18 protein-coding genes are annotated in these 19,077 nt (G+C 68.8%); 4 read left to right on the top strand and 14 right to left on the bottom strand.

The annotated features are described in order from the left end of the window. Positions 1-88: 88 nt before the first annotated feature. Positions 89-931, bottom strand: coding sequence for an alpha/beta fold hydrolase (locus ACIQTX_RS18760; RefSeq protein WP_402975157.1), 843 nt, complete (start codon positions 929-931; stop codon positions 89-91). Between the two features lie 150 nt (positions 932-1,081). Between ACIQTX_RS18760 and ACIQTX_RS18755 the strand changes: the two genes are divergently transcribed. Further along, positions 1,082-1,885 carry a tryptophan-rich sensory protein gene (locus ACIQTX_RS18755; RefSeq protein ID WP_402975154.1) on the top strand — a complete coding sequence of 268 codons (804 nt, stop codon included), beginning with the start codon at positions 1,082-1,084 and terminating at the stop codon, positions 1,883-1,885. Here the strand turns inward: ACIQTX_RS18755 and ACIQTX_RS18750 are convergent. The 6 genes from ACIQTX_RS18750 to ACIQTX_RS18725 are packed head-to-tail and all read right to left on the bottom strand — an operon-like array spanning position 1,867 to position 9,630. Further along, on the bottom strand, positions 1,867-2,538 hold the full coding sequence (locus ACIQTX_RS18750; protein WP_402975151.1) for a response regulator: 672 nt from the start codon (positions 2,536-2,538) through the stop codon (positions 1,867-1,869). The two genes, ACIQTX_RS18755 and ACIQTX_RS18750, sit on opposite strands and share 19 nt — an antisense overlap. After that, the gene (locus ACIQTX_RS18745) at positions 2,535-5,093 is read right to left on the bottom strand and encodes an ATP-binding protein (RefSeq protein WP_402975148.1); all 2,559 of its coding nucleotides are present in this window, start codon (positions 5,091-5,093) and stop codon (positions 2,535-2,537) included. Before ACIQTX_RS18745 ends, ACIQTX_RS18750 begins: the two co-directional genes overlap by 4 nt. After that, on the bottom strand, positions 5,090-5,692 hold the full coding sequence (gene kdpC, locus ACIQTX_RS18740) for a potassium-transporting ATPase subunit KdpC (protein WP_402975145.1): 603 nt from the start codon (positions 5,690-5,692) through the stop codon (positions 5,090-5,092). The genes ACIQTX_RS18745 and kdpC overlap by 4 nt, the downstream gene beginning before the upstream one ends. Positions 5,693-5,717: 25 nt before the next feature. Further along, positions 5,718-7,859 carry a potassium-transporting ATPase subunit KdpB gene (gene kdpB / locus ACIQTX_RS18735; RefSeq protein WP_402975142.1) on the bottom strand — a complete coding sequence of 714 codons (2,142 nt, stop codon included), beginning with the start codon at positions 7,857-7,859 and terminating at the stop codon, positions 5,718-5,720. A gap of 2 nt (positions 7,860-7,861) precedes the next feature. Further along, entirely contained in the window at positions 7,862-9,541 is a 1,680-nt protein-coding gene (gene kdpA, locus ACIQTX_RS18730; protein ID WP_402975139.1) for a potassium-transporting ATPase subunit KdpA, read from the bottom strand. Further along, positions 9,541-9,630 carry a potassium-transporting ATPase subunit F gene (locus ACIQTX_RS18725; protein ID WP_017201862.1) on the bottom strand — a complete coding sequence of 30 codons (90 nt, stop codon included), beginning with the start codon at positions 9,628-9,630 and terminating at the stop codon, positions 9,541-9,543. Before ACIQTX_RS18725 ends, kdpA begins: the two co-directional genes overlap by 1 nt. A 306-nt stretch (positions 9,631-9,936) precedes the next feature. Between ACIQTX_RS18725 and ACIQTX_RS18720 the strand changes: the two genes are divergently transcribed. Beyond that, a complete protein-coding gene (locus tag ACIQTX_RS18720; protein ID WP_402975586.1) occupies positions 9,937-11,100 on the top strand; it encodes an SLC13 family permease in 1,164 nt (387 codons plus the stop codon). An 87-nt stretch (positions 11,101-11,187) separates the two neighbouring features. Here the strand turns inward: ACIQTX_RS18720 and ACIQTX_RS18715 are convergent, their stop codons facing one another. Continuing rightward, complete coding sequence (locus tag ACIQTX_RS18715; RefSeq protein WP_402975135.1) at positions 11,188-12,132, bottom strand: alpha/beta fold hydrolase; 945 nt, start codon at positions 12,130-12,132, stop codon at positions 11,188-11,190. Positions 12,133-12,283: 151 nt separating this feature from the next. Here ACIQTX_RS18715 and ACIQTX_RS18710 point away from each other — a divergent pair, with 151 nt between their 5' ends. Then, positions 12,284-12,733: a hypothetical protein gene (locus ACIQTX_RS18710; protein ID WP_402975132.1), complete on the top strand. Its 450-nt coding sequence runs from the start codon at positions 12,284-12,286 to the stop codon at positions 12,731-12,733. Between the two features lie 51 nt (positions 12,734-12,784). On the opposite strand, the gene ACIQTX_RS18705 is transcribed toward ACIQTX_RS18710, so the two are convergent. Genes ACIQTX_RS18705 through ACIQTX_RS18695 form a run of 3 tightly spaced genes read right to left on the bottom strand, consistent with a single transcriptional unit; the run spans position 12,785 to position 14,969 of the window. Next, positions 12,785-13,381: a GNAT family N-acetyltransferase gene (locus ACIQTX_RS18705; RefSeq protein ID WP_402975129.1), complete on the bottom strand. Its 597-nt coding sequence runs from the start codon at positions 13,379-13,381 to the stop codon at positions 12,785-12,787. Beyond that, the gene (locus tag ACIQTX_RS18700; RefSeq protein WP_402975126.1) at positions 13,378-14,022 is read right to left on the bottom strand and encodes an FMN-binding negative transcriptional regulator; all 645 of its coding nucleotides are present in this window, start codon (positions 14,020-14,022) and stop codon (positions 13,378-13,380) included. The genes ACIQTX_RS18705 and ACIQTX_RS18700 overlap by 4 nt, the downstream gene beginning before the upstream one ends. Continuing rightward, entirely contained in the window at positions 14,022-14,969 is a 948-nt protein-coding gene (locus ACIQTX_RS18695) for a DMT family transporter (protein ID WP_402975123.1), read from the bottom strand. Before ACIQTX_RS18695 ends, ACIQTX_RS18700 begins: the two co-directional genes overlap by 1 nt. On the opposite strand from ACIQTX_RS18695, the gene ACIQTX_RS18690 reads away from it, so the two are divergent. Then, positions 14,968-16,374, top strand: a complete 1,407-nt coding sequence (locus ACIQTX_RS18690) for a PLP-dependent aminotransferase family protein (RefSeq protein ID WP_402975120.1) — start codon at positions 14,968-14,970, stop codon at positions 16,372-16,374. The genes ACIQTX_RS18695 and ACIQTX_RS18690 overlap by 2 nt on opposite strands. A 7-nt stretch (positions 16,375-16,381) precedes the next feature. On the opposite strand, the gene ACIQTX_RS18685 is transcribed toward ACIQTX_RS18690, so the two are convergent. The 3 genes from ACIQTX_RS18685 to ACIQTX_RS18675 form a co-directional block, all read right to left on the bottom strand. Further along, a complete protein-coding gene (locus tag ACIQTX_RS18685) occupies positions 16,382-16,510 on the bottom strand; it encodes a hypothetical protein (RefSeq protein ID WP_402975117.1) in 129 nt (42 codons plus the stop codon). Positions 16,511-17,043: 533 nt separating this feature from the next. Further along, positions 17,044-17,979, bottom strand: coding sequence for a hypothetical protein (locus ACIQTX_RS18680; RefSeq protein WP_402975114.1), 936 nt, complete (start codon positions 17,977-17,979; stop codon positions 17,044-17,046). After that, positions 17,972-18,808 carry a hypothetical protein gene (locus tag ACIQTX_RS18675; protein WP_402975111.1) on the bottom strand — a complete coding sequence of 279 codons (837 nt, stop codon included), beginning with the start codon at positions 18,806-18,808 and terminating at the stop codon, positions 17,972-17,974. Before ACIQTX_RS18675 ends, ACIQTX_RS18680 begins: the two co-directional genes overlap by 8 nt. Positions 18,809-19,077: the final 269 nt, after the last annotated feature.

Raw genomic sequence — 19,077 nt, 5'->3', positions numbered from 1 at the left:
GGGCGGATGCCGGCGCGACCGGAGCGCGGATGCCGGCGCGCCCGAGCGCGGATGCCGGTGCGGGCGGGAGCGGATGCTGCGCCGAGGGCTACTTCGCGAGGAAGGTCTTCAGCGCGGCGTTGACCTCGTCGGCGTGGGTCCACAGCAGGCCGTGCGGAGCGCCCTCGACCTCGACGTAGTCGGCGTCGGGCACCGCTCGGTGGAAGCGGCGCCCTGTCGCGTCGATCGGGAGGATGTTGTCCTTCGTGCCGTGCAGGATCAGCGTGGGCTTCGCGGCGGCGCGGACGGCTTCGACATCGGAGCGGAAGTCCTCGATCCAGGACGACACGACCGCGTAGGCGGCCACGGGGGCACTGCCGATCGCGACGTTCCAGCTGCCCGTCACGGCCTGCTCGCTGATGCGTGAGCCGAGGTTCTCGTCGAGGTTGTAGAAGTTCGAGAAGAAGTCGGTGAACCACGCGAAGCGGTCGCCCTTCGCGGCGGTCTCGATGCCGTCGAAGACCTCCTGCGGAACGCCATCCGGGTTGTCGTCGCGCTGCACGAGGAACGGCTCGAGCGAGGCGAGGAAGGCGAGCTTGGCGACGCGCTCATGCCCGTAGCGGGCGACGTAGCGGGCGAGCTCTCCGGTGCCCATCGAGAAGCCGACGAGCACCACGTCGCGCAGGTCGAGGGTCTCGAGCACCGTGTTGAGGTCGGCGGCGAAGGTGTCGTAGTCGTACCCGGTGTTCACCTTGGAGGACTGGCCGAATCCGCGGCGGTCATAGGTGATGACGCGGTAGCCCTGGGTGAGGAGCTCGCGGGTCTGGCGCTCCCAGCTGTGGCCGTCGAGCGGATAGCCGTGGATCAGGACGACGGGCTGCCCGGCCCCCTGGTCTTCGTAGTAGAGCTCGATCGGGGTGCTGTTCTCGGTTCCGACGGTGATGTATGCCATGCGCCGATCCTTACCAGTCTCGCCGTGGGGCGCAAGGCGGTTGCGCGACCGAGAGCACGATGCTCAGTATTTGTCTCACCTGGTTACCGAAATCGGCCTGGAGTGTCAACCCCGATGCGCTCGGGACTCGACGCCCGTAGCGTGCGAGCCATGGAATCACGAACGAAGGGCATCGGTCGTCAGTCGCTGATCATCGCGTCGGCGACGTTCATGCTGATCGCGGCCGCCGTCGGAGCCGGGGCCTTCGGCGGGACATCCGTCGACGACCTGCAGGACGGAGCTCTCTCCGCCCAGGGCTCGTATCTCGCGCCCGCAGGGCCGGCGTTCTCGATCTGGTCGCTCATCTACCTCGGCCTGATCGCGTACACGGTGTGGCAGGCGTTGCCGGCGCAGCGACAGGATCCCCGTCAGCAGGCGGTGGGCGGATGGATCGCCGCATCGATGGTGCTGAACGGCCTGTGGCTGGTGACCGCCCAGTTCCTGACGCTGTGGCTCACCGTCGTCGTGATCGCGCTGCTGCTGGCCGTGCTCGCTCGGGTGATGGTGGTGCTCGGCCGCTTTCCGGCGCGCACCCTCGCCGACCGCATCCTCACCGACGGTGCGAACGGCCTGCACTTCGGCTGGGTCACGATCGCCACCGTCGCGAACATCGCCGCGTGGCTGACGCAGATCGCTCCCGAGAGCTGGGCGCAGGCGGCGGATGCCTGGGCCATCGCCGTGCTCGCCGTCGTCCTGGTGATCGGAGCCGCCGCGGCGTGGGCCACGGGACGCATCGCCCCCGCCCTCGCGACGGCCTGGGGGCTGGCCTGGCTCGCCGTCGGACGCCTCACCGGCGAGCCCGAGAGCACCCCCACCGCCATCACCGCGATCGTCGTCGCCGTCGTGCTGCTCGTGGTCGCGGTCGTCGCATCGCTGCGCCGTCGCCGCGCCGAGGGTCAGAGCACGAGCCGGTAGCCCATCCCCGCTTCGGTGAGCAGGTGCACGGGCGCACCCGGCTCCTGCTCGAGCTTCTTGCGCAGCTGCGACATGTACAGGCGCAGGTAGCCCGAGTCGGAGACCTGCTCGCTGCCCCAGATCTCTTTCAGCAGGTCCTGGCGGGTGACCAGGGCACCCGGATGCCGGGAGAGGTGCTCGAGCATGCGCCACTCGGTCGGGGTCAGGTGCACGCGCGTGCCGCCCCGGGTGACGGTCTTGGTGGCGAGGTCGACCAGGACTTCCCCGAATGCCACCGTCGACTCGCCGTTCGCCGGCACCGAGCGGCGGGAGAGCGCCCGCAGCCGCGCCAGCAGCTCGTCGACCTGGAAGGGCTTGGTGACGAAGTCGTCGGCGCCGGCGTCGAGCGCTTCGACCTTGTCGGCGGATCCGGTACGACCGGACACCACGATGATCGGCACGTTCGTCCATCCACGCAGTGCCTGGATCACCTCGATGCCGTCGAGCCGGGGCATGCCGAGGTCGAGCATGATGAGGTCGGGGTGCGTCTGGGCGGCTGCGGCGATCGCGGCTGCGCCGTCGGCGGCCACCACGACCTCGTACCCGTGCGCGGCGAGGGTGATCCGCAGCGCCCGCACCATCTGCGGGTCGTCGTCGGCGATGAGGAGCTTCACTCCGTGCCCTCCGTGTCGGCAAGTCCTGCGGCCAGTGGCAGGGAGATGACCATGGTGAGGCCTCCGCCAGGCGTGTCCTCGGGTGTCAGGGTACCGCCCATGCCCTCGGTGAACCCGCGCGACAGGGCGAGTCCGAGTCCGAGTCCGGTGGTGTTGTCGGTGTCGCCGAAGCGCTGGAACGGCTGGAAGATGCGATCACGCCGCTCGGGCGAGACGCCTTCGCCGCGGTCGATGATGCGGATCTCGGCGTGGTCGCCGAGCGCGCTCGTGGAGACGATGACTCGCGTGTCGTCGGGGGAGTGTCGGTGCGCGTTGGCGATCACGTTCACCAGCACGCGCAGCAGCAGCACGGGGTCGGCGTGCAGCGGGGGCAGGTCGGGGTCGAGGGCCAGCTCGACGTCGCCCGGTCCCAGGCCCAGTTCGTCGACGGCGGCGAGCACGCTGCCGGCGGCATCCATCCGAGAGGACGAGACGGCGAGCACGCCCGCCTGCACCCGGCTGACGTCGAGCAGGTCGGTGACGAGTGTCGACAGCGTCGCGAGGCTCTCATCGGCGGTGGCGAGCAGTTCTTCGCGATCGGAGGGCGAGAGCCCGTGCGCGCCGCGCAGACCACCGATCGCCGCGACCGCCGAGGCGAGCGGGCGGCGCAGGTCATGGCTCACGGCCGACAGCAGGGCGCTGCGCACCTGATCGGTCTCGGCCAGCGCCTCGGCCTCACTCGCCGTCGCACGCAGGTCGGTGTGCTCGATCGCGGCCGACAGCTGGGCGACGATCGCATCGAGCAGGCGGCGTTCGGGGCCCGCGAGCGGCTCACCGTTCAGCTCCAGCACCGCGCGGGGTCCGCCGCCGGGGACGACACCGACCGGGATGGTCGTGGCACGGCCGTCGGCCACGGGCTCGCCGTCGCTCGCGAGAACCTCGCCGTCGGGGGCGAGCACGCGCACGCCGCTCAGGCCGAACGCCTCGCGCGTGCGGCTGACCAGGGCCAGCACGGCGTTGTCGCCGCGGAGCACGTTGCCGGCGACCGCGGCGAGCAGCTCGGCCTCGGCGGCGGCGCGCTGAGCGGTGCGGGCTCGCCGCGCCGCCTGGTCGACGATGATGCTGACCAGGATCGCGATGAGGACGTAGAGCGCGAGGGCGAGTACATGCAGCGGATGGGCGATCGTGATGGTGAAGAGCGGGGCGACGAAGAGGAAGTCGAGCGTGACGCCCGAGAGCACAGCCGCGAACACAGCTGGGCGGATGCCGCCGATCAACGCCACGACGACGACGAGCAGCTGATAGGCGAGTACCTCGGCGGTGATCGACTCGGGGCTGCGGAACGTGAACATGATCCACGACAGGATCGGTCCGAAGACGAGGGCGACGCCGAAGCCGAGGAGCTGCCGACGCCAGCCCAGTGCTCCGCCGGTGATGCGGGGCAGGACCATCCGCCCGCCGGCCGCGGCATGCGTGACGATGTGCACGTCGATGTCGCCCGAGCGGCGGATGACCTCCGAGCCGATGCCCGGTCCGGTGAGCGCGGCGGTGAGCCGACTGCGCCTGCTGACACCGATCACGAGCTGGGTGGCGTCGGCGCCCTGCGCGAACTCGACGAGGGTGGCCGGGATGTCGTCGCCGACGACCTGATGGTACGAGCCGCCGAGCGATTCCACGAGCGTGCGCTGCGCGGCGAGAGCGCCAGGGGTCTCATCGCGCAGGCCGTCCTGTGCGGAGATGTGCACGGCGAGCAGTTCGCCGCCGGCGGAGCGCGCGGCGATCCTGGCGCCGCGACGGAGCAGCGTCTCGCCCTCTGGGCCTCCGGTCAGCGCGACGACCACGCGCTCCCTGGCCTGCCAGTTGCCTTCGATGCCCTGCTCGGCGCGGTAGCTGCGCAGGGCGCTGTCGACCTCGTCGGCGAGCCAGAGGAGCGCCAGTTCACGCAGCGCGGTGAGGTTGCCGAGACGGAAGTAGTTCGACAGGGCGGCGTCGATCCGCTCTGCCGGGTACACGAGCCCTGCGGAGAGTCGATCTCGCAGCGATTGCGGGGCGAGGTCGACGACCTCGATCTCGTCGGCGGCGCGGACCACGGCGTCCGGGATCGTCTCCTGCTGCGCGATGCCGGTGATCTTCTCGACGACGGCGTTCAGCGATTCGATGTGCTGCACGTTGACGGTCGTGACCACGTCGATCCCCGCATCGAGCAGCTCGTCGACGTCTTGCCAGCGCTTCGCGTTGCGCGAGCCCGGGGCGTTCGTGTGCGCCAGCTCGTCGACCAGGGCGATCTCGGGCGCGCGCTCGAGCACGGCGTCGATGTCGAGCTCGGTCAGGGCGATACCGCGGTGGAGGTCGACTCGGCGCGGAACCTCGGGGATGCCGACGGTCTGGGCGTGGGTCGCCGCGCGGTCATGCGTCTCGACGATCGCGATGACGACGTCGTGGCCTTCGTCGAGGACACGTCGTCCCTCGGCGAGCATCTCGTAGGTCTTGCCGACGCCGGGGGCGGCTCCGAGGAGTACTCGGAGCCGCCCCCGGCGCGGTTGGCCTTGAGGTCGGCGAAGCGGCGCTGCGGTCATTCGCCCTCCCGATCATCGAGCGCGAGGTTGAGTTCGGCGACGTTGATGCGCTCCGCACCGAGGAATCCCAGATCCCGCCCTTGAATCCTAGACTCCACGAGGTCGCGCACCTCCTGCACCTCGAGGCCGCGGGCCTCGGCCACGCGCGGCACCTGGAGCAGGGCGTAGGCGACGCTGATGTGCGGGTCGAGCCCCGAGCCGGATGCGGTGACCGCGTCGGCCGGCACCTCGGAGGGATCCACGCCCTCGCGCTCCGCGATCGCGGTCTTGCGCTCCTCGATGGCGGTCACCAGATCGGCGTTCTCGGGGCCGAGGTTGCTGCCGCTGGACCCCGCGCCGTCGTAGCCGTCGCCTGCCGCTGAGGGGCGCGACTGGAAGTACTCGGGCAGGGCCTCGCCGTCGGCATCTGTGAAGGACTGGCCGATCAGCGAGCTGCCCCGCTCGTCGGGGAGGGGCGAGCCGTTGGCCTGCCAGGGGAGCAGGAGCTGGCCGATGCCGGTGACCAGCAGGGTGTAGCCGACCCCGAGCAGGAGGGTGAGGACGAGCATCGCGCGGACGGCGACACCGGTGGTGCGAAGGGTGGTGCGCGAGGAGGACATGTCTGGATTCCTTTTCAGAGCCGGGTCAGAAGCCCGGGATGAGGCTGACGACGAGGTCGATGATCTTGATGCCGATGAAGGGGGCGATCACGCCGCCGAGGCCGTAGACGAGCAGGTTGCGCTGCAGGATCTGCGAGGCGCTCGCCGGGCGGTACTTCACCCCTCGCAGTGCCAGTGGGATCAGGAAGACGATCACGATCGCGTTGAAGATGATCGCGCTGGTGACGGCGGACGCCGGCGAGTGCAACTGCATGATGTTGAGCGCCGCGAGTCCGGGGAAGACGCCCATGAACATCGCCGGGATGATGGCGAAGTACTTCGCGATGTCGTTCGCGAGCGAGAACGTGGTGAGCGCTCCGCGCGTGATGAGCAGCTGCTTGCCGATGCGCACGATGTCGATCAGCTTGGTCGGGTCGGAGTCGAGGTCGACCATGTTGCCGGCCTCCTTCGCGGCCGAGGTGCCGGTGTTCATCGCCACTCCGACATCGGCCTGCGCCAGCGCCGGGGCGTCGTTCGTGCCGTCGCCGGTCATCGCGACCAGCCGCCCACCCTCCTGTTCGCGCCGGATGAGCTCGAGCTTGTCCTCGGGCGTCGCCTCGGCGAGGAAGTCGTCGACCCCGGCCTCGGCGGCGATCGCCTTGGCCGTGAGCGGGTTGTCGCCCGTGATCATGACCGTGCGGATGCCCATCGCGCGCAGTTCCTCGAAGCGCTCGCGCAGGCCGTCTTTGACGATGTCCTTGAGGTGCACGACTCCGAGGACGCGGCCGTCGGCACCGGGCGTCTTCACCGCGACCACGAGCGGGGTTCCGCCGCTCTCGGCGACGGAGTCGGTGCGGCTCGTGAGCTCGAGGTCGTCGCCGTCGAATCCGAGCCAGGCCCGCACCGCGGAGCCTGCACCCTTGCGGATCTGTGTGCCGTCGGCCAGATCGAGCCCCGACATGCGCGTCTGCGCCGTGAACGGCACGACCACCGCGTCATCCGGCGCGGTCACGTGGATGTCGTGTGCTGCGGCGAGCTCGACGATCGAGGCGCCCTCCGGGGTGGGGTCTGCGAGCGACGACAGCGCTGCGACGCGAAGCAGCTCCTCGCCGTTGACGCCCGGAAGGGCGAGCACCTCGTGCGCACGACGGTTGCCGTAGGTGATGGTGCCGGTCTTGTCGAGCAGCAGCGTGGTGACATCTCCGGCGGCCTCGACCGCACGCCCCGACATCGCGAGCACGTTGCGCTGCACGAGCCGGTCCATGCCCGCGATGCCGATGGCCGAGAGCAGCGCCCCGATCGTGGTCGGGATCAGGCAGACCAGCAGGGCGATGAGCACCGGGATGCTGACGGGTGATGCGGCGTAGGAGGCGATCGGGTTCAGCGCGAGCACCACGACCACGAAGATGATCGACAGGCTCGCGAGCAGGATGTTCAGCGCGATCTCGTTGGGGGTGCGCTGCCGGCTCGCGCCCTCGACGAGCGCGATCATGCGGTCGACGAACGTCTCGCCCGGCTTCGAGGTGATGCGCACCACGATCCGGTCGGACAGCACGCGGGTGCCACCGGTGACGGCACTGCGGTCGCCGCCGGACTCGCGGATCACCGGGGCGCTCTCGCCCGTGATGGCCGACTCGTCGACGGTCGCGATGCCGGCGATGATGTCGCCGTCGCCGGGGATCAGCTCTCCCGCGGTGACGATCACGATGTCGTCGCGCTGCAGTTCGGCGGAGGAGACCTCGGCGGTCGCGGCATGCTCCGCGGCAGCATCCGTCGACGGCTCGTAGCCGGCCACGCGACGGGCCATGGTGCTGGTGCGGGTCTTGCGCAGACTCGCGGCCTGGGCCTTGCCGCGGCCCTCGGCGACCGACTCTGCGACGTTCGCGAACAGCACGGTCAGCCACAGCCAGATCGCGATGCCCCAGGTGAAGGGGGCGGGGACCGGGGTGCCACCCGAGTCTGCCGGGCCACCCAGGAACGGTTCGGCGATCGCGAGCACGGTCGTGAATGCGGCGCCGACCCAGACCAGCAGCATGACGGGGTTGCGCAGCAGAGACGCGGGGTTCAGCTTGCGCAGGGCACCGGGGAGTGCCTGCACGAGTTGCGACCAGCCGAAGGAGCGCGGGGGTTCTGCGGGAGTGGATGCCGGAGCATCCTGCTGTTCGGAGGGGGTGGTGATGAGTGTCATGGTCAGACGAGTCCTTCAGCGAGGGGTCCCAGCGCGAGCACGGGGAAGTAGGTGAGCGCGGTGACGATGACGGTCACGGCGAGGAGGAGGCCGACGAACTGCGGCCGGTGCGTCGGCAGGGTTCCCGAGGTCGCCGGCACACGCTGCTGCGCCGCGAACGAGCCGGCCAGAGCGAGCACGAGCACGATCGGCAGGAACCGGCCGAGCAGCATCGCGATGCCGAGCGCGGTGTTGAACCACGGGGTGTTCGCGGTGAGTCCGGCGAAGGCGGAGCCGTTGTTGTTCGACGCCGAGGTGAAGGCGTAGAGCACCTCGCTCATGCCGTGCACGCCGGGGTTCAGGATGCTCGTGGACTCCACGTCTTCCCGGATGCCGGGGATGGCGAAGCTCAGCGCGGTGCCGGCCAGCACGAGAGTCGGCGTCACCAGGATGTACAGGCTCGCGAGCTTGATCTCCCGCGGGCCGATCCTCTTCCCGAGGTACTCCGGGGTGCGGCCGACGAGCAGCCCGCCGACGAACACCGCGATGATCGCGAGCACGAGCATGCCGTACAGGCCCGAGCCGACGCCGCCGGGGGCGACCTCGCCGAGCATCATGTTCAGCATCGGCATCATGCCGCCCAGCGCCGTGTACGAGTCGTGCATCGAGTTGACGGCACCGGTCGAGGTGAGGGTGCTGGCGCTGCCGAACAGCGTGGAGCCCAGGATGTCGAAGCGCACTTCCTTGCCCTCCATCGCGGCTCCGGCGAGCTCGGGGGCTGTACCGCGGCCGGCGAGTTCGAGTGCCGAGAGCGCGAACGTCGAGACGAGGAAGATCGTGCCCATGACGGCGGCGATCGCGTAGCCCTGGCGGTGGTCGCCCACCATCCGGCCGAACGTGCGGGGGAGGGAGAACGGGATCACGAGGATCAGCAGCACCTGCAGCAGGTTCGTGAAACCGGTCGGGTTCTCGAACGGGTGCGCGGAGTTGGCGTTGAAGAAGCCGCCGCCGTTCGTGCCGAGGAGCTTGATGGCCTCCTGCGAGGCGACAGGTCCCCCCGGGATCGTCTGAGTCGCGCCCGACACCGTGGTGACGTCGGTGAAGCCTGCGAAGTTCTGGATCACGCCGCCGGCGAGCAGCGCCACCGCGCCGATCAGGGCGATCGGGAGGAGGATGCGGCCGAGACCGCGGATCAGGTCGACCCAGAAGTTGCCGATCGTGGTGGAGCCGCGACGGGCGAGACCGCGGATCAGTGCGATCGCGATCGTGAGGCCGACCGCTGCCGACACGAAGTTCTGCACCGTGAGGCCCGCGAGCTGCACGGTGTAGCCCATGGTCTGCTCGGGGGAGTACGACTGCCAGTTGGTGTTCGCCACGAACGAGGCGGCGGTGTTGAAGGAGAGGCCCTCGGGAACGGCCGGGAGTCCGAGCGACTGGGGGAGGAATGCCTGCAGCCGTTGCAGGCCGTAGACGAGAAGCACTCCGACGACCGAGAACGCCAGCACGCTGCGGGCATAGGCGCGCCAGGTCTGCTCGGACGAGGAGTTGACCCCGATGAGCCGGTAGACGCCGCGCTCGACGCGCAGGTCGCGTGCCGAAGTGAAGACGTGGGCGATGTAGTCGCCGAGGGGGCGGTAGAGGAGCACGAGCACGACCACGACGGCCGTGAGCTGCAGGATGCCGAACCAGACAGACGCGTCCATCAGAACCTCTCCGGTGCGACGAGCGCGACCACGAGGTAGACGACGGCGGCGACCGCGAGGGCGGCGGCGAGGATCTCGAAGACGATCACAGCCGCTCCACCCCCTTGGCCACCAGGGACACGAGGGCGAACAGCGCGAGAGTCAGCGCGATGTAGATGATGTCGAGCACGGATCCGATACAACTCCCGCACGGGGTTCGCGGACGCCATCCTCACGCTTCCCCTACGCCCCCGGAGCCGATGCATGCGGGTTGCTCACGGCATTCGTGTCCCCACCGTCCCCGCCACTCTCGTTCCGGTCGCACTTGCTGCCGCCTCCGACGCTCCCCGGGCGGCAGCAAGTGCGACCGGAACGGCCCTCGACGGCCCTATGCTCGCGAGGTGGGAGTCAGACGGATGCGGATCGGGGCGGGGACGGGGGTCGTCGCCGGGATCGTGGCCGTCGCGCTCGTGTGCGTGGTCACCGGGTTCCTGCCGCGCTCCGATGCCGGGGCCCTCGGCGAGCGGATCGCGCCCGTTCTGGGGTTCGTCGTCGCGATCACCATCGTCGCCGAGCTCGCCCGTGACGCGGCGGTGTTCGACGTCGTCTCGCAGCGGCTCGCCCGCTGGGGTCGAGGGCGGGTGCTGGTGCTCTGGGCACTGGTCGTGACGCTCGCCGTGGTGAGCACCGTGTTCCTGTCGCTCGACACGACCGCCGTGATCGTCACCCCGGTCGTGGTCGTGCTCGCGCAGAGCATCGGCGTCTCACCCCTGCCGTTCGCGCTGGCCACCGTGTGGCTCGCCAACACGGCATCCCTCGCGCTCCCGGTCTCGAACCTCACGAACCTGCTCGCGGCCCCTGCGATCGGCGACGGTCCTGCGGCGTTCATCGCGCTGAGCTGGGCGCCCACGCTCGTCGGCATCCTCGTGCCCGTCGCGATCCTCACGGTCATGCACCGGCGCACGGTGTTCGGTGCGTACGAGACCCCGGCGCCGCGCCGGCCCGCCGACCCGATGCTGTTCTGGAGCGCCACCGGCATCCTCCTCGTGCTGATGCCGCTGCTCGCGCTCACCCACGACGTGTGGATTCCGGCCACGGTCGCCGCGCTCGCGCTGATCGGACTCTTCGCCGTCCGGCGGCGGCGGGCGCTGCGGCTCTCACTCGTGCCGTGGCAGGCGCTCGCGCTCGCCGCGTCGCTGTTCGTGCTGGTCGAGGCCGCGCACGCGCAGGGATTCCTCGACTTCCTGACCTCGCCGACCGCGAACGGCGACTCTCCCGGCGACCTGTTCCGGCTGGCTGCGCTCGGGGCTGTGAGCGCCAATGCGATCAACAACCTCCCGGCCTACCTGGTGCTCGAGCCCGCCGCCGGCGATCCGGTCGCGCTGATGGCGCTACTGATCGGCGTGAACATCGGCCCGCTCATCACGCCGTGGGCTTCGCTGGCGACCCTGCTCTGGCATCACCGGATCGTCGCGCTGGGCGTCACCATCCGCTGGGGCCGCTTCATGCTGTGGGGCGTGGTGGCCGCGGTGCCGACCGTGCTCGCGGCCGTGTTCGTCCTGATGCTCGTCTCGGGCTAGCGTCGGGGCGTTCCGGTCGCAGTTCCTGCCGTCCGCGAGGCGCGAACCGCGGCAGGAACTGCGACCGGAACCGGAAGTGTCTGACTGTCAGTCGGCCGCGAGCGAGTCCAAGAACGTCCTCGTCTGAGCAGCCAGCTCGCGCGACTGCGTGTGGTGGAGGTAGTGGGCTCCGTCGATCCTGACGACCTCGCCACGGGTGACGCTCGCGGCCTGGGCTTCGTGCAGCTCCAGCCAGCCGGGAACTTCGGCATCCTCATCCGCTACGAACAGCAGCACGGGAAGGTCTGCGGGGAACGTCGTTCCAGTGACCGCGGCGAAGTTCGACGGGGCATGGTCCATCTCGTCGAGCAGGGTGGGAGCTGCCGCGTTTCTGGCGGTGAGCACCTGCATCTGATCCTTGGTCGCGTCGTCGTACGGCAGTCCCTCGTAGGGGTCGGCGGCGATCCCGCTCAGCACGCGGGTCAGACCCAGGGTCGAGAGCGTGCTGATGGTCGAGGTCGGGATCGGGTCGTCCCACCCCGGCTGGTCGGGCACGCTGCTGTCGATGCCCACAAAGGCTGTGACCTCGTCGGGGTAGGCGGCGGTGTAGGTCAGCGCGTAGATGCCGGAGATCGAGTGTCCCATCAGCACGTACCGGTCGATGCCGAGCTCCTGCAGCGCCTCGTGCACCTCGCTGGTGATGTTGTCGGCGGTGCGGGCGACATCGGTCTGGTCGCTGAGCCCGGTGCCGAAGGGCTCCACCGCGACGACCCGGTACGTATCCTGCAGCTCGGCGATCAGCGGCTGGAAGTCGAGTGCGGGCGCGGCCGTGCCGAGGCCCGGCAGCAGCACGATGGTCTGGTCTCCCTCGCCGGCCACGACGACGTTCATGTTCTTGCCGTCGACCGACACGGTCTCGCCGTAGGGGGTGAAGACGGATGCTTCGACCTTCGTCGCGATCACGTTCACGATCGCGGTCGTGGCGACGGCGAGAACGGGCACCGCCACGATGACTCCGAGGGTGGTGAGGACGACTTTCCAGGGCTTGCGCATGGTTCTCTTTCTCGATCGCGGATTCGGGATTCCGCATCTGATGTCCAGTCCATCCGAACCGCGCATTCCTCGGAAGTGTCGCCGCGTCACCCCCGGCAATGACTTGTGTCACGACATGCCGGCGTCGGCGGGGGCTGACAGGATGTCGGTCATGGGTGTTCTCTACGACTACTTCTCCGCGCCGAACGACGAGCAGGCCGTGCAGGTCCTCGAGGTGGAGGGCGGGCCGACCTCGGCGGACTCCGGTTTCGACGCCGGTACTCTCGGCGGCATCGACCCGGTAGTGCAGCTCGGCACCCTCGAGGCGCTGCTGACGGGCACGCCCTACGACGACGTGACCGACGACCCGCGTGCCGGCCACAACCTCGCGATGAGCGAGGACTACGACCGGATCGTCATCACCGTGACGGATGCGTTGGCCACAGCTCTCGCCGCAGCCGACGACGCTCGTCTGGCGGAGGTAGCGGAGCAGTGGTCGCAGACCGAAGAGCTCGAGGGGGCGGATCCGGCCCAGTTGGCCGCGTTCGCGCGCGACCTCGCCGCCCTCGCACGCCGTGCCGCGGCATCCGATCACCGCCTCTACTGCTGGACGTGCATCTAAGACGCCCGTCCGCGCGGGCTCACCCCACCGGTGAGACCGCGCGGGCCACGGTCAGTCTGCGGTCGGCCACTCCTCGGCGAGCAGGCCGTAGTGCATTCCGTCGAGCCATTCGCCCGAGCGGTGCAGTGTCGTCTTGCGGCTGAACTCCTCGCGGCGCATCCCGAGTCGTTCCATGAGGCGCCATGACGGCTCGTTGTCAGCGAAGCATCCGGCATGCACCCGCCGCAGGCCCAGTGGTCCGAAGCACACGTCGATCACGGCGCGGATCGCTTCGGTCGCGTAGCCGTGCCCGGTGTATGCGGGGTCGAGCACCCAGCCGAGCTCGGCCTCGACTCCCTTCGCGTCGGCCTCGACTTCGAGCTGCGCCCACCCGTCGCCGCGCCGCACCATGATGTCGCCGATCGGGGTCGGGGCCGCCGTCTCGTCTTCAGGCAGCAGCTCGACCACATACAGGCACGCGAGCCGCTCGGGGTCGAGATACCGCTCCCGGAATGCCGCCAGTGTGTCGGGAGCGACCCCGAGCCACCGGTTGACTTCGGGGAGTCGACGCCACTCCCACATCGCATCGATGTCGGCGGAAGTGCTGGGGCGCACCTGCAGCCGAGGTGTCCGTGCCGGCCACGGCGCCGGGGTTCGCGTGTCGGTCATTGCTCCACCCTACGTTCGTCCGTCGACACCGATCCGGAGGCTTCCCCGCCGACCCGGCGCATCTCGGTCGCGAGGGCGGTGTTCGTCTCCGCGAACCGCGCTGTGATGTTCGCTCGCACCTCGGCAGACTTGTTCTGGCTGAGCTTGGCGCGGGCGTCGAAGCGGGTGACGCGCAGGCGCAGGCCGACGGTGCCCTTGGCGGCGCGGCGAGTGCCTTCCTCGTCTTCCGACAGGTGCCGGCCGTGCGGCTGGTGGTTCTCGAAGTGGTCGGTCAGTCGGGTGAGCATGGCGTAGTTCTCCTCCTCGCTGAGGATCTCGGGGATGCCGTAGAGGTGCGCGGTGACGTGGTTCCACGTCGGCACTAGGTCGCCGGGCGCATACAGGCTCGGCGACACGTAGTCGTGCGGCCCCTGGATGATGACCAGCACCTCGTGTCGACCGAGTTCGTGGAGCTGCTCGTCCGGCCGGCCGAAGTGGCTGGCGATCACGATGTCGTCCTCGTCCTCCACCAGCAGCGCGGGGTAGTGAGAGGCGACGAGGCCACCGCTCGCGGGGGAGACGAAAGTCGCCCACGGGTTGCCGCGAATGAGGCGCTTGACCTCGTCGGGCTCGGTCATCAGGTAGCGCGGTGTGTGACGCATCAGGAGTCCTCTGTTCTGCGCGTGGTCGGTCGGCGGTCGATCAGGCGGGTGCGCACCGCGAGCGCGGCGCAGGCGATCACGGCGAGCCCGCCCACTGCGGTGGCCCAGCCGATCGGCTCGTGCAGCAGGATCGCGGCCCACGCGATGCTCATCACGGGTTGGACGAGCTGGATCTGGCTCACCTGCGCCATCGGACCGATCGCGAGACCGCGGTACCAGGCGAAGAAGCCGAGGAACATGCTCACCGCGGCGAGATAGGCGAACGCGAGCCACTGCACGGGTGTCGCGGCGGGCGGCTGCTGGATCGCCGACACGACGGTCAGCACTGCCATCAACGGAGCGGCGACGACCAGCGCCCAGGAGATGGTCTGCCAGGAGCCGAGCTCACGGGCGAGTAGACCGCCCTCCGCATACCCGATCGCCGCAGCGATGACGGCACCGAACAGCAGCAGGTCGCCGCCGGTGAGGGAGCCGAGCCCGCCATTCTGCAACGCGGCGAACACGACGGCCGCGGCGGCGCCGAGAAGCGCGAAGATCCAGAAGGTGAGGGCGGGGCGCTCGCGTGTGCGGAGCACCACCGCGACCGCGGTCGCCGCAGGAAGCAGGCCGATCACGACCGCGCCGTGGCTGGCGGGGGTCGTGGTCATCGCGAACGAGGTCAGCAGCGGGAAGCCGGCCACCACTCCGCCGGCGACGATCGCGAGGCGCGCCAATTGGGCCCTGGTCGGCGGCCGCTGGCGAGTCGCAGCCAGGGCGATCCCGGCGAGGAGGGCGGCGACGACCGCTCGGCCGGATCCGATGAAGAGCGGCGAGAGCCCGCCGATCGCGATGCGCGTGAACGGGAGGGTGAAGGAGAAGGCGAAGACGCCGAGAAGCCCCCACCAGAGGCCCGCACGCGTGGATAGCACTGTCGATCGCGAGGCGATAGCGCTACTGTCTACTTTCATGAGTCAGGATAGCAGTGACCGGATCGTCGCCGGAGTGCGTGCGTGGATCACCTCCGCATCCCCGGGGGCACGCGTCCCATCGAACCGGGCGCTCATGGCCGAATACGGGGCGAGCCCGGTGACGGTGCAGAAGGCGATGCAGCAGCTCGTCCGGCTCGGGCTGGTCGAGTCGCGTCCCGGTGCGGGGACGTTCGTGCGTGCCGTGCCCCGTGCCCGCTCGGTCGACTACGGCTGGCAGACGGCGGCCCTCGGCACGGCGCCCACGGGCCTCATCGGCCTGTCGTCGACGCAGCGCACTGTCGCACCCGATGCGATCGGACTGCACTCGGGCTACCCCGCGGTCGACCTGCTGCCGCAACGGCTCGTGCGACAGGCGCTCGTGCGTGCCGCCCGGTCGGATGCGGCGCTGACCCGTTCCCCGGCCGCCGGCATCCCCGAGCTGCAGGCATGGTTCGCCGGCGAGCTCGCATCCGCCGCTCCCGCCGGCATCACCCCGGCCTCGGCCAGGGACGCCCTCATCATCTCGGGCAGCCAGAGCGGGCTGAGCTCGATCTTCCGGGCGGTCGTGGGCATCGGACAACCGCTGCTGATCGAGTCGCCGACGTACTGGGGTGCGATGCTCGCCGCCGCACAGGCCGGTGTGGTCCTGGTGCCGATCCCGTCCGGTCCGCACGGTCCAGATCCGGACGACGTCGAGCGGGCGTTCGCGCAGACCGGGGCTCGGGCGTTCTACGCGCAGCCGACGTTCGCCAACCCGACCGGGGCGCAGTGGCCCGTCGCGACGGGGGAGGCCGTGCTCGAAACGGTCCGCCGTCACGGGGCTTTCCTGATCGAGGACGACTGGGCGCACGACCTGGGGATCGACGCCGACCCGCGTCCGATCGCCGCGTCCGATGACGACGGTCACGTGGTCTACCTGCGCTCGCTCACCAAGAGCGCCTCGCCCGCCCTGCGCGTCGCGGCCGTGATCGCCCGTGGCCCGGCGCGGGATCGCATCCTCGCCGACCGCGCGGCCGAGTCCATGTACGTGAGCGGGCTGCTGCAGGCGGCCGCGCTCGACGTGGTCACCCAGCCCGCCTGGCGCACACACCTGCGCGGATTCCGCGAGCACCTGCGTGTGCGCCGAGATCTGTTGATCTCGAGTCTGGCCGCGCACGCCCCCTCCGCGCACGTCGAGGGAGTCCCGGTGGGCGGCCTCAACCTGTGGGTGCGACTGCCCGAGGGGACGGATGTCGTGCAGGTCGTCCGAGAGTGCGAGGTGCGCGGGGTCATCGTCGCGCCGGGACACGAGTGGTTCCCCGCCGAACCCTCCGGCTCCTACGTGCGCCTCAACTACGCGAACGCCGACCCTGCGCGGTTCGCCGAGGCCGCCGGCATCCTGGGCGCCGTGCTCGACGGGGCGTGACGGGCGCTCAGCGTTGCTCGGGCATCGCTCCGAGGTCGGCCCAGAGCCAGGTGAGATCCACCTGGACGGTCGGCGGCAGCGAAACGGATGCCGGGTCGAGGGCCGGGTGGAAGATCGCGTCGTCGAAGGTGCTCACACTCTGTATTGCGTGTTCCGACCAGAAGAGTTCACGGAGGTTCGTGGGCATCGGAGCCGGAGCGATCTTGCAGACGGTGCTCGCTCTAGCAGGACGCTGATGGGTACCGACGAGCGTGATGCCGGTGCGGTGCGGTGCGGTGCGGTGCGGTGCGGTGCGGTGCGGCCACCGCCGCGGCCTGCGGCGTGCAACTCTCCGCGCGCACCAACGCGCCATGGGTGTGGCATCCCGACGAGCTCCCGACGACCCTGGCGCTGCGCCTTTCAGCCCGCACCCCCTCGATACGCGAGGCGGTCCAGGCTCATGGGGAGCTCGGTGTAGCTGCGTTGAGAGCTGACTCCGCAGGCGATACCTTCACACCAGCTCATGATCTCGTCTTGTCTGCGGATGCGCTTGCGGCGACGGTGCGGCATCACTTTGGTATCGAACGCATGGATAAGAGTTGGAGCCAAATCTAGGTGTCAAGAAAGTTAGCCTTCTGTGACGTCACTCGATGTCGGCATCAACGGTGGCCCGGTGGCTGGACCACGGAACTACTCGGCACGGGGTGTTGCCCGCGCCCACCATTCATCGACCGGCGGGCGTTCCTTGGTCGGCAGGATCTCAGAGTACTGGTTTGCGAAAAGGCTGTTGACCGGCGGCACATTGTAGACAGTCTTCTCGTCCACCAGCCATCGATCATGCCATTCGCGTGTCCCGTCGACCCTCCACTCAACGATGATTCCCTTCATTCCCATTTCGTCGCGGAATCGTTCATAGTCTTTGAAACTCTTCGGAGACGCGACGTTGGACGCGTTGCCGGAGATGATTCGTAGCTCGGCAACCTTAGTCGGATCGAGTTCGTCGACGAGCTCCTCAAAGGCCCGCGCGCCAAAATGCTGGTCGGCCCAGGTCACGATGCCAGATTGGGCGCGAAGCACCCTCCGCAGCTTGGCCACGTTAGAGAACGGTGTACGAGGCGAAATCATCGTGGCGAGGTCGGGCTGTTCTCCAGCCTTAGCAGCAGCCGGGTCGTCGGGGATGAATCGCACTGTCTTGAGCTTGCTCGAGTACGCGGCGATGCCAAGGGTGTTTAGCATCTTGAACGTCCGGCGAATCAGATCAACAGGCTTATCCGGAGGGAGGATGCGGTGGTGCGCCAGGAGATCCCGAACCCCGTCTTCGTGCACTGGCCCGTAGCTATTCAACTCCTGAGAGATGACCTGGACTGGGAGAGTTGCACGAAGGGCCTGTCCGAGCGCTCGCAATGCAGCGTCCCGCTGCTTCGACACCCAGGCAGTGCGAAACAGCGTGATTCCCTCCGGAGTCAAGCTTCCTGCCTCAAGCAACCTGGCGTCCTCAAGGACCTCGACTACGTTTGCATCAACGGACCCCCCTCCGCCGGTTGCAAAGTGGCGAACGCCTGCGAGTAGGACGTCTACGTCAACTACGAATAGTCCGTGTTCGACAACACCCGCAGGCTCACTCACCCGAGCGCCCGTACCCAAGCACCTTCAGTACAGAGAGCACATCGTCCGCCTGCCACTTGGACATGTCGATCGTGACGTTGACACCGACGGGTGCAGCAGATCCGCCAGCAGCGTTACGCGGCGGCGGGGCGTTGAAGTTCGTCTGTTCATTTTCCGGCGTGTGAGGAACAGGTTCGCTAGGCGTGGTTTCGGCGGTTGTCTTTGTTGACTTTGTTGTCTTTGCCGGCTTGGCCATGGTTGACGTCTCGGGTTGCAGCTCGGAAGGGACCTCGGACGTGTCGATCTGGATGTTGCCATTTGCGTCGATCAGTCCTGCATGCGTCACCGATGCGGCAAATACTCCTGCGGCCTCCTTCGCTGCCGCGGTCGCAAGGTCGTACTGAAACTCGAACGTTGTGGCGACGGTGCTTTCAGCCGGTAGCGGGTTGCCGTTGTGGTCGGTGAGAAGCTTCAGGTACGCGGGGACGCTCAGAATGGCTTGGCGGCGCGCCTGCTTCTGCCCGTCAGGGTTCGACTCATCGACCAAAGCGAGACCGATCTCGCTAAGCTTCAAGTTCTCATTGCTCAACCTGGCGACGAGGTTGAACACCCTCAGGGAAGCGGCCTTGGTGCGCCATGCGCCGCCTTCGGCTTTGGCATCGGGCTTGCCGCTGATAGCGCGAGCGACCGCGATCGGAATGGCTTCTGCTCGCCTTGCAGTGTTCCAAAGCGAGCGGGCATAAGACTCAGCGGTTGCCAGCGGAACACGCGGTACGCCGCCCTTTGAGCGAGGCTTGCTGTTGCCTGGTGCGGGGGCAGCGGTGTCAGAGAGAGAGGCGGTGTCGGTCATGAGTGGGCTTTCCGTGAGGGCGTTTCGTGAAGGACGGAAGAAGGTGTCCTAAACGTACCATTACGCCCTCACATTGGCGGAAAGAGTTTTGGTTGAAATTCAACTGTCGGATGTCGCACTCCCGCTGAAGGGTCCCCTTAGGCAGATGAGCCGTCAAGATCCTGGGCTTGACGACACGCAAGAGACCTCCGGTTCGTGGCCAGGGGCCTCTTGGCGCCCCCAGCGGGGCGCGGGAGAAAGCAGCAAGAGACCCCATCCGGTCTCAGCCA

Source organism: Microbacterium sp. NPDC090281, from assembly GCF_044769635.1.
GTDB lineage: Bacteria > Actinomycetota > Actinomycetes > Actinomycetales > Microbacteriaceae > Microbacterium.
This window is presented reverse-complemented; position numbering and strand designations above follow the sequence as displayed.

Excerpts from the sequence above, each read along its gene's own strand:
- ACIQTX_RS18760 (WP_402975157.1), bottom strand. The coding sequence starts at position 931 with ATGGCATACATCACCGTCGGAACCGAGAACAGCACCCCGATCGAGCTC.
- ACIQTX_RS18755 (WP_402975154.1), top strand. The coding sequence starts at position 1,082 with ATGGAATCACGAACGAAGGGCATCGGTCGTCAGTCGCTGATCATCGCG.
- ACIQTX_RS18745 (WP_402975148.1), bottom strand. The coding sequence starts at position 5,093 with ATGACCGCAGCGCCGCTTCGCCGACCTCAAGGCCAACCGCGCCGGGGG.
- kdpC (WP_402975145.1), bottom strand. The coding sequence starts at position 5,692 with ATGTCCTCCTCGCGCACCACCCTTCGCACCACCGGTGTCGCCGTCCGC.
- kdpB (WP_402975142.1), bottom strand. The coding sequence starts at position 7,859 with ATGACACTCATCACCACCCCCTCCGAACAGCAGGATGCTCCGGCATCC.
- kdpA (WP_402975139.1), bottom strand. The coding sequence starts at position 9,541 with ATGGACGCGTCTGTCTGGTTCGGCATCCTGCAGCTCACGGCCGTCGTG.
- ACIQTX_RS18720 (WP_402975586.1), top strand. The coding sequence starts at position 9,937 with ATGCGGATCGGGGCGGGGACGGGGGTCGTCGCCGGGATCGTGGCCGTC.
- ACIQTX_RS18715 (WP_402975135.1), bottom strand. The coding sequence starts at position 12,132 with ATGCGCAAGCCCTGGAAAGTCGTCCTCACCACCCTCGGAGTCATCGTG.
- ACIQTX_RS18710 (WP_402975132.1), top strand. The coding sequence starts at position 12,284 with ATGGGTGTTCTCTACGACTACTTCTCCGCGCCGAACGACGAGCAGGCC.
- ACIQTX_RS18705 (WP_402975129.1), bottom strand. The coding sequence starts at position 13,381 with ATGACCGACACGCGAACCCCGGCGCCGTGGCCGGCACGGACACCTCGG.
- ACIQTX_RS18700 (WP_402975126.1), bottom strand. The coding sequence starts at position 14,022 with ATGCGTCACACACCGCGCTACCTGATGACCGAGCCCGACGAGGTCAAG.
- ACIQTX_RS18690 (WP_402975120.1), top strand. The coding sequence starts at position 14,968 with ATGAGTCAGGATAGCAGTGACCGGATCGTCGCCGGAGTGCGTGCGTGG.
- ACIQTX_RS18695 (WP_402975123.1), bottom strand. The coding sequence starts at position 14,969 with ATGAAAGTAGACAGTAGCGCTATCGCCTCGCGATCGACAGTGCTATCC.
- ACIQTX_RS18675 (WP_402975111.1), bottom strand. The coding sequence starts at position 18,808 with ATGACCGACACCGCCTCTCTCTCTGACACCGCTGCCCCCGCACCAGGC.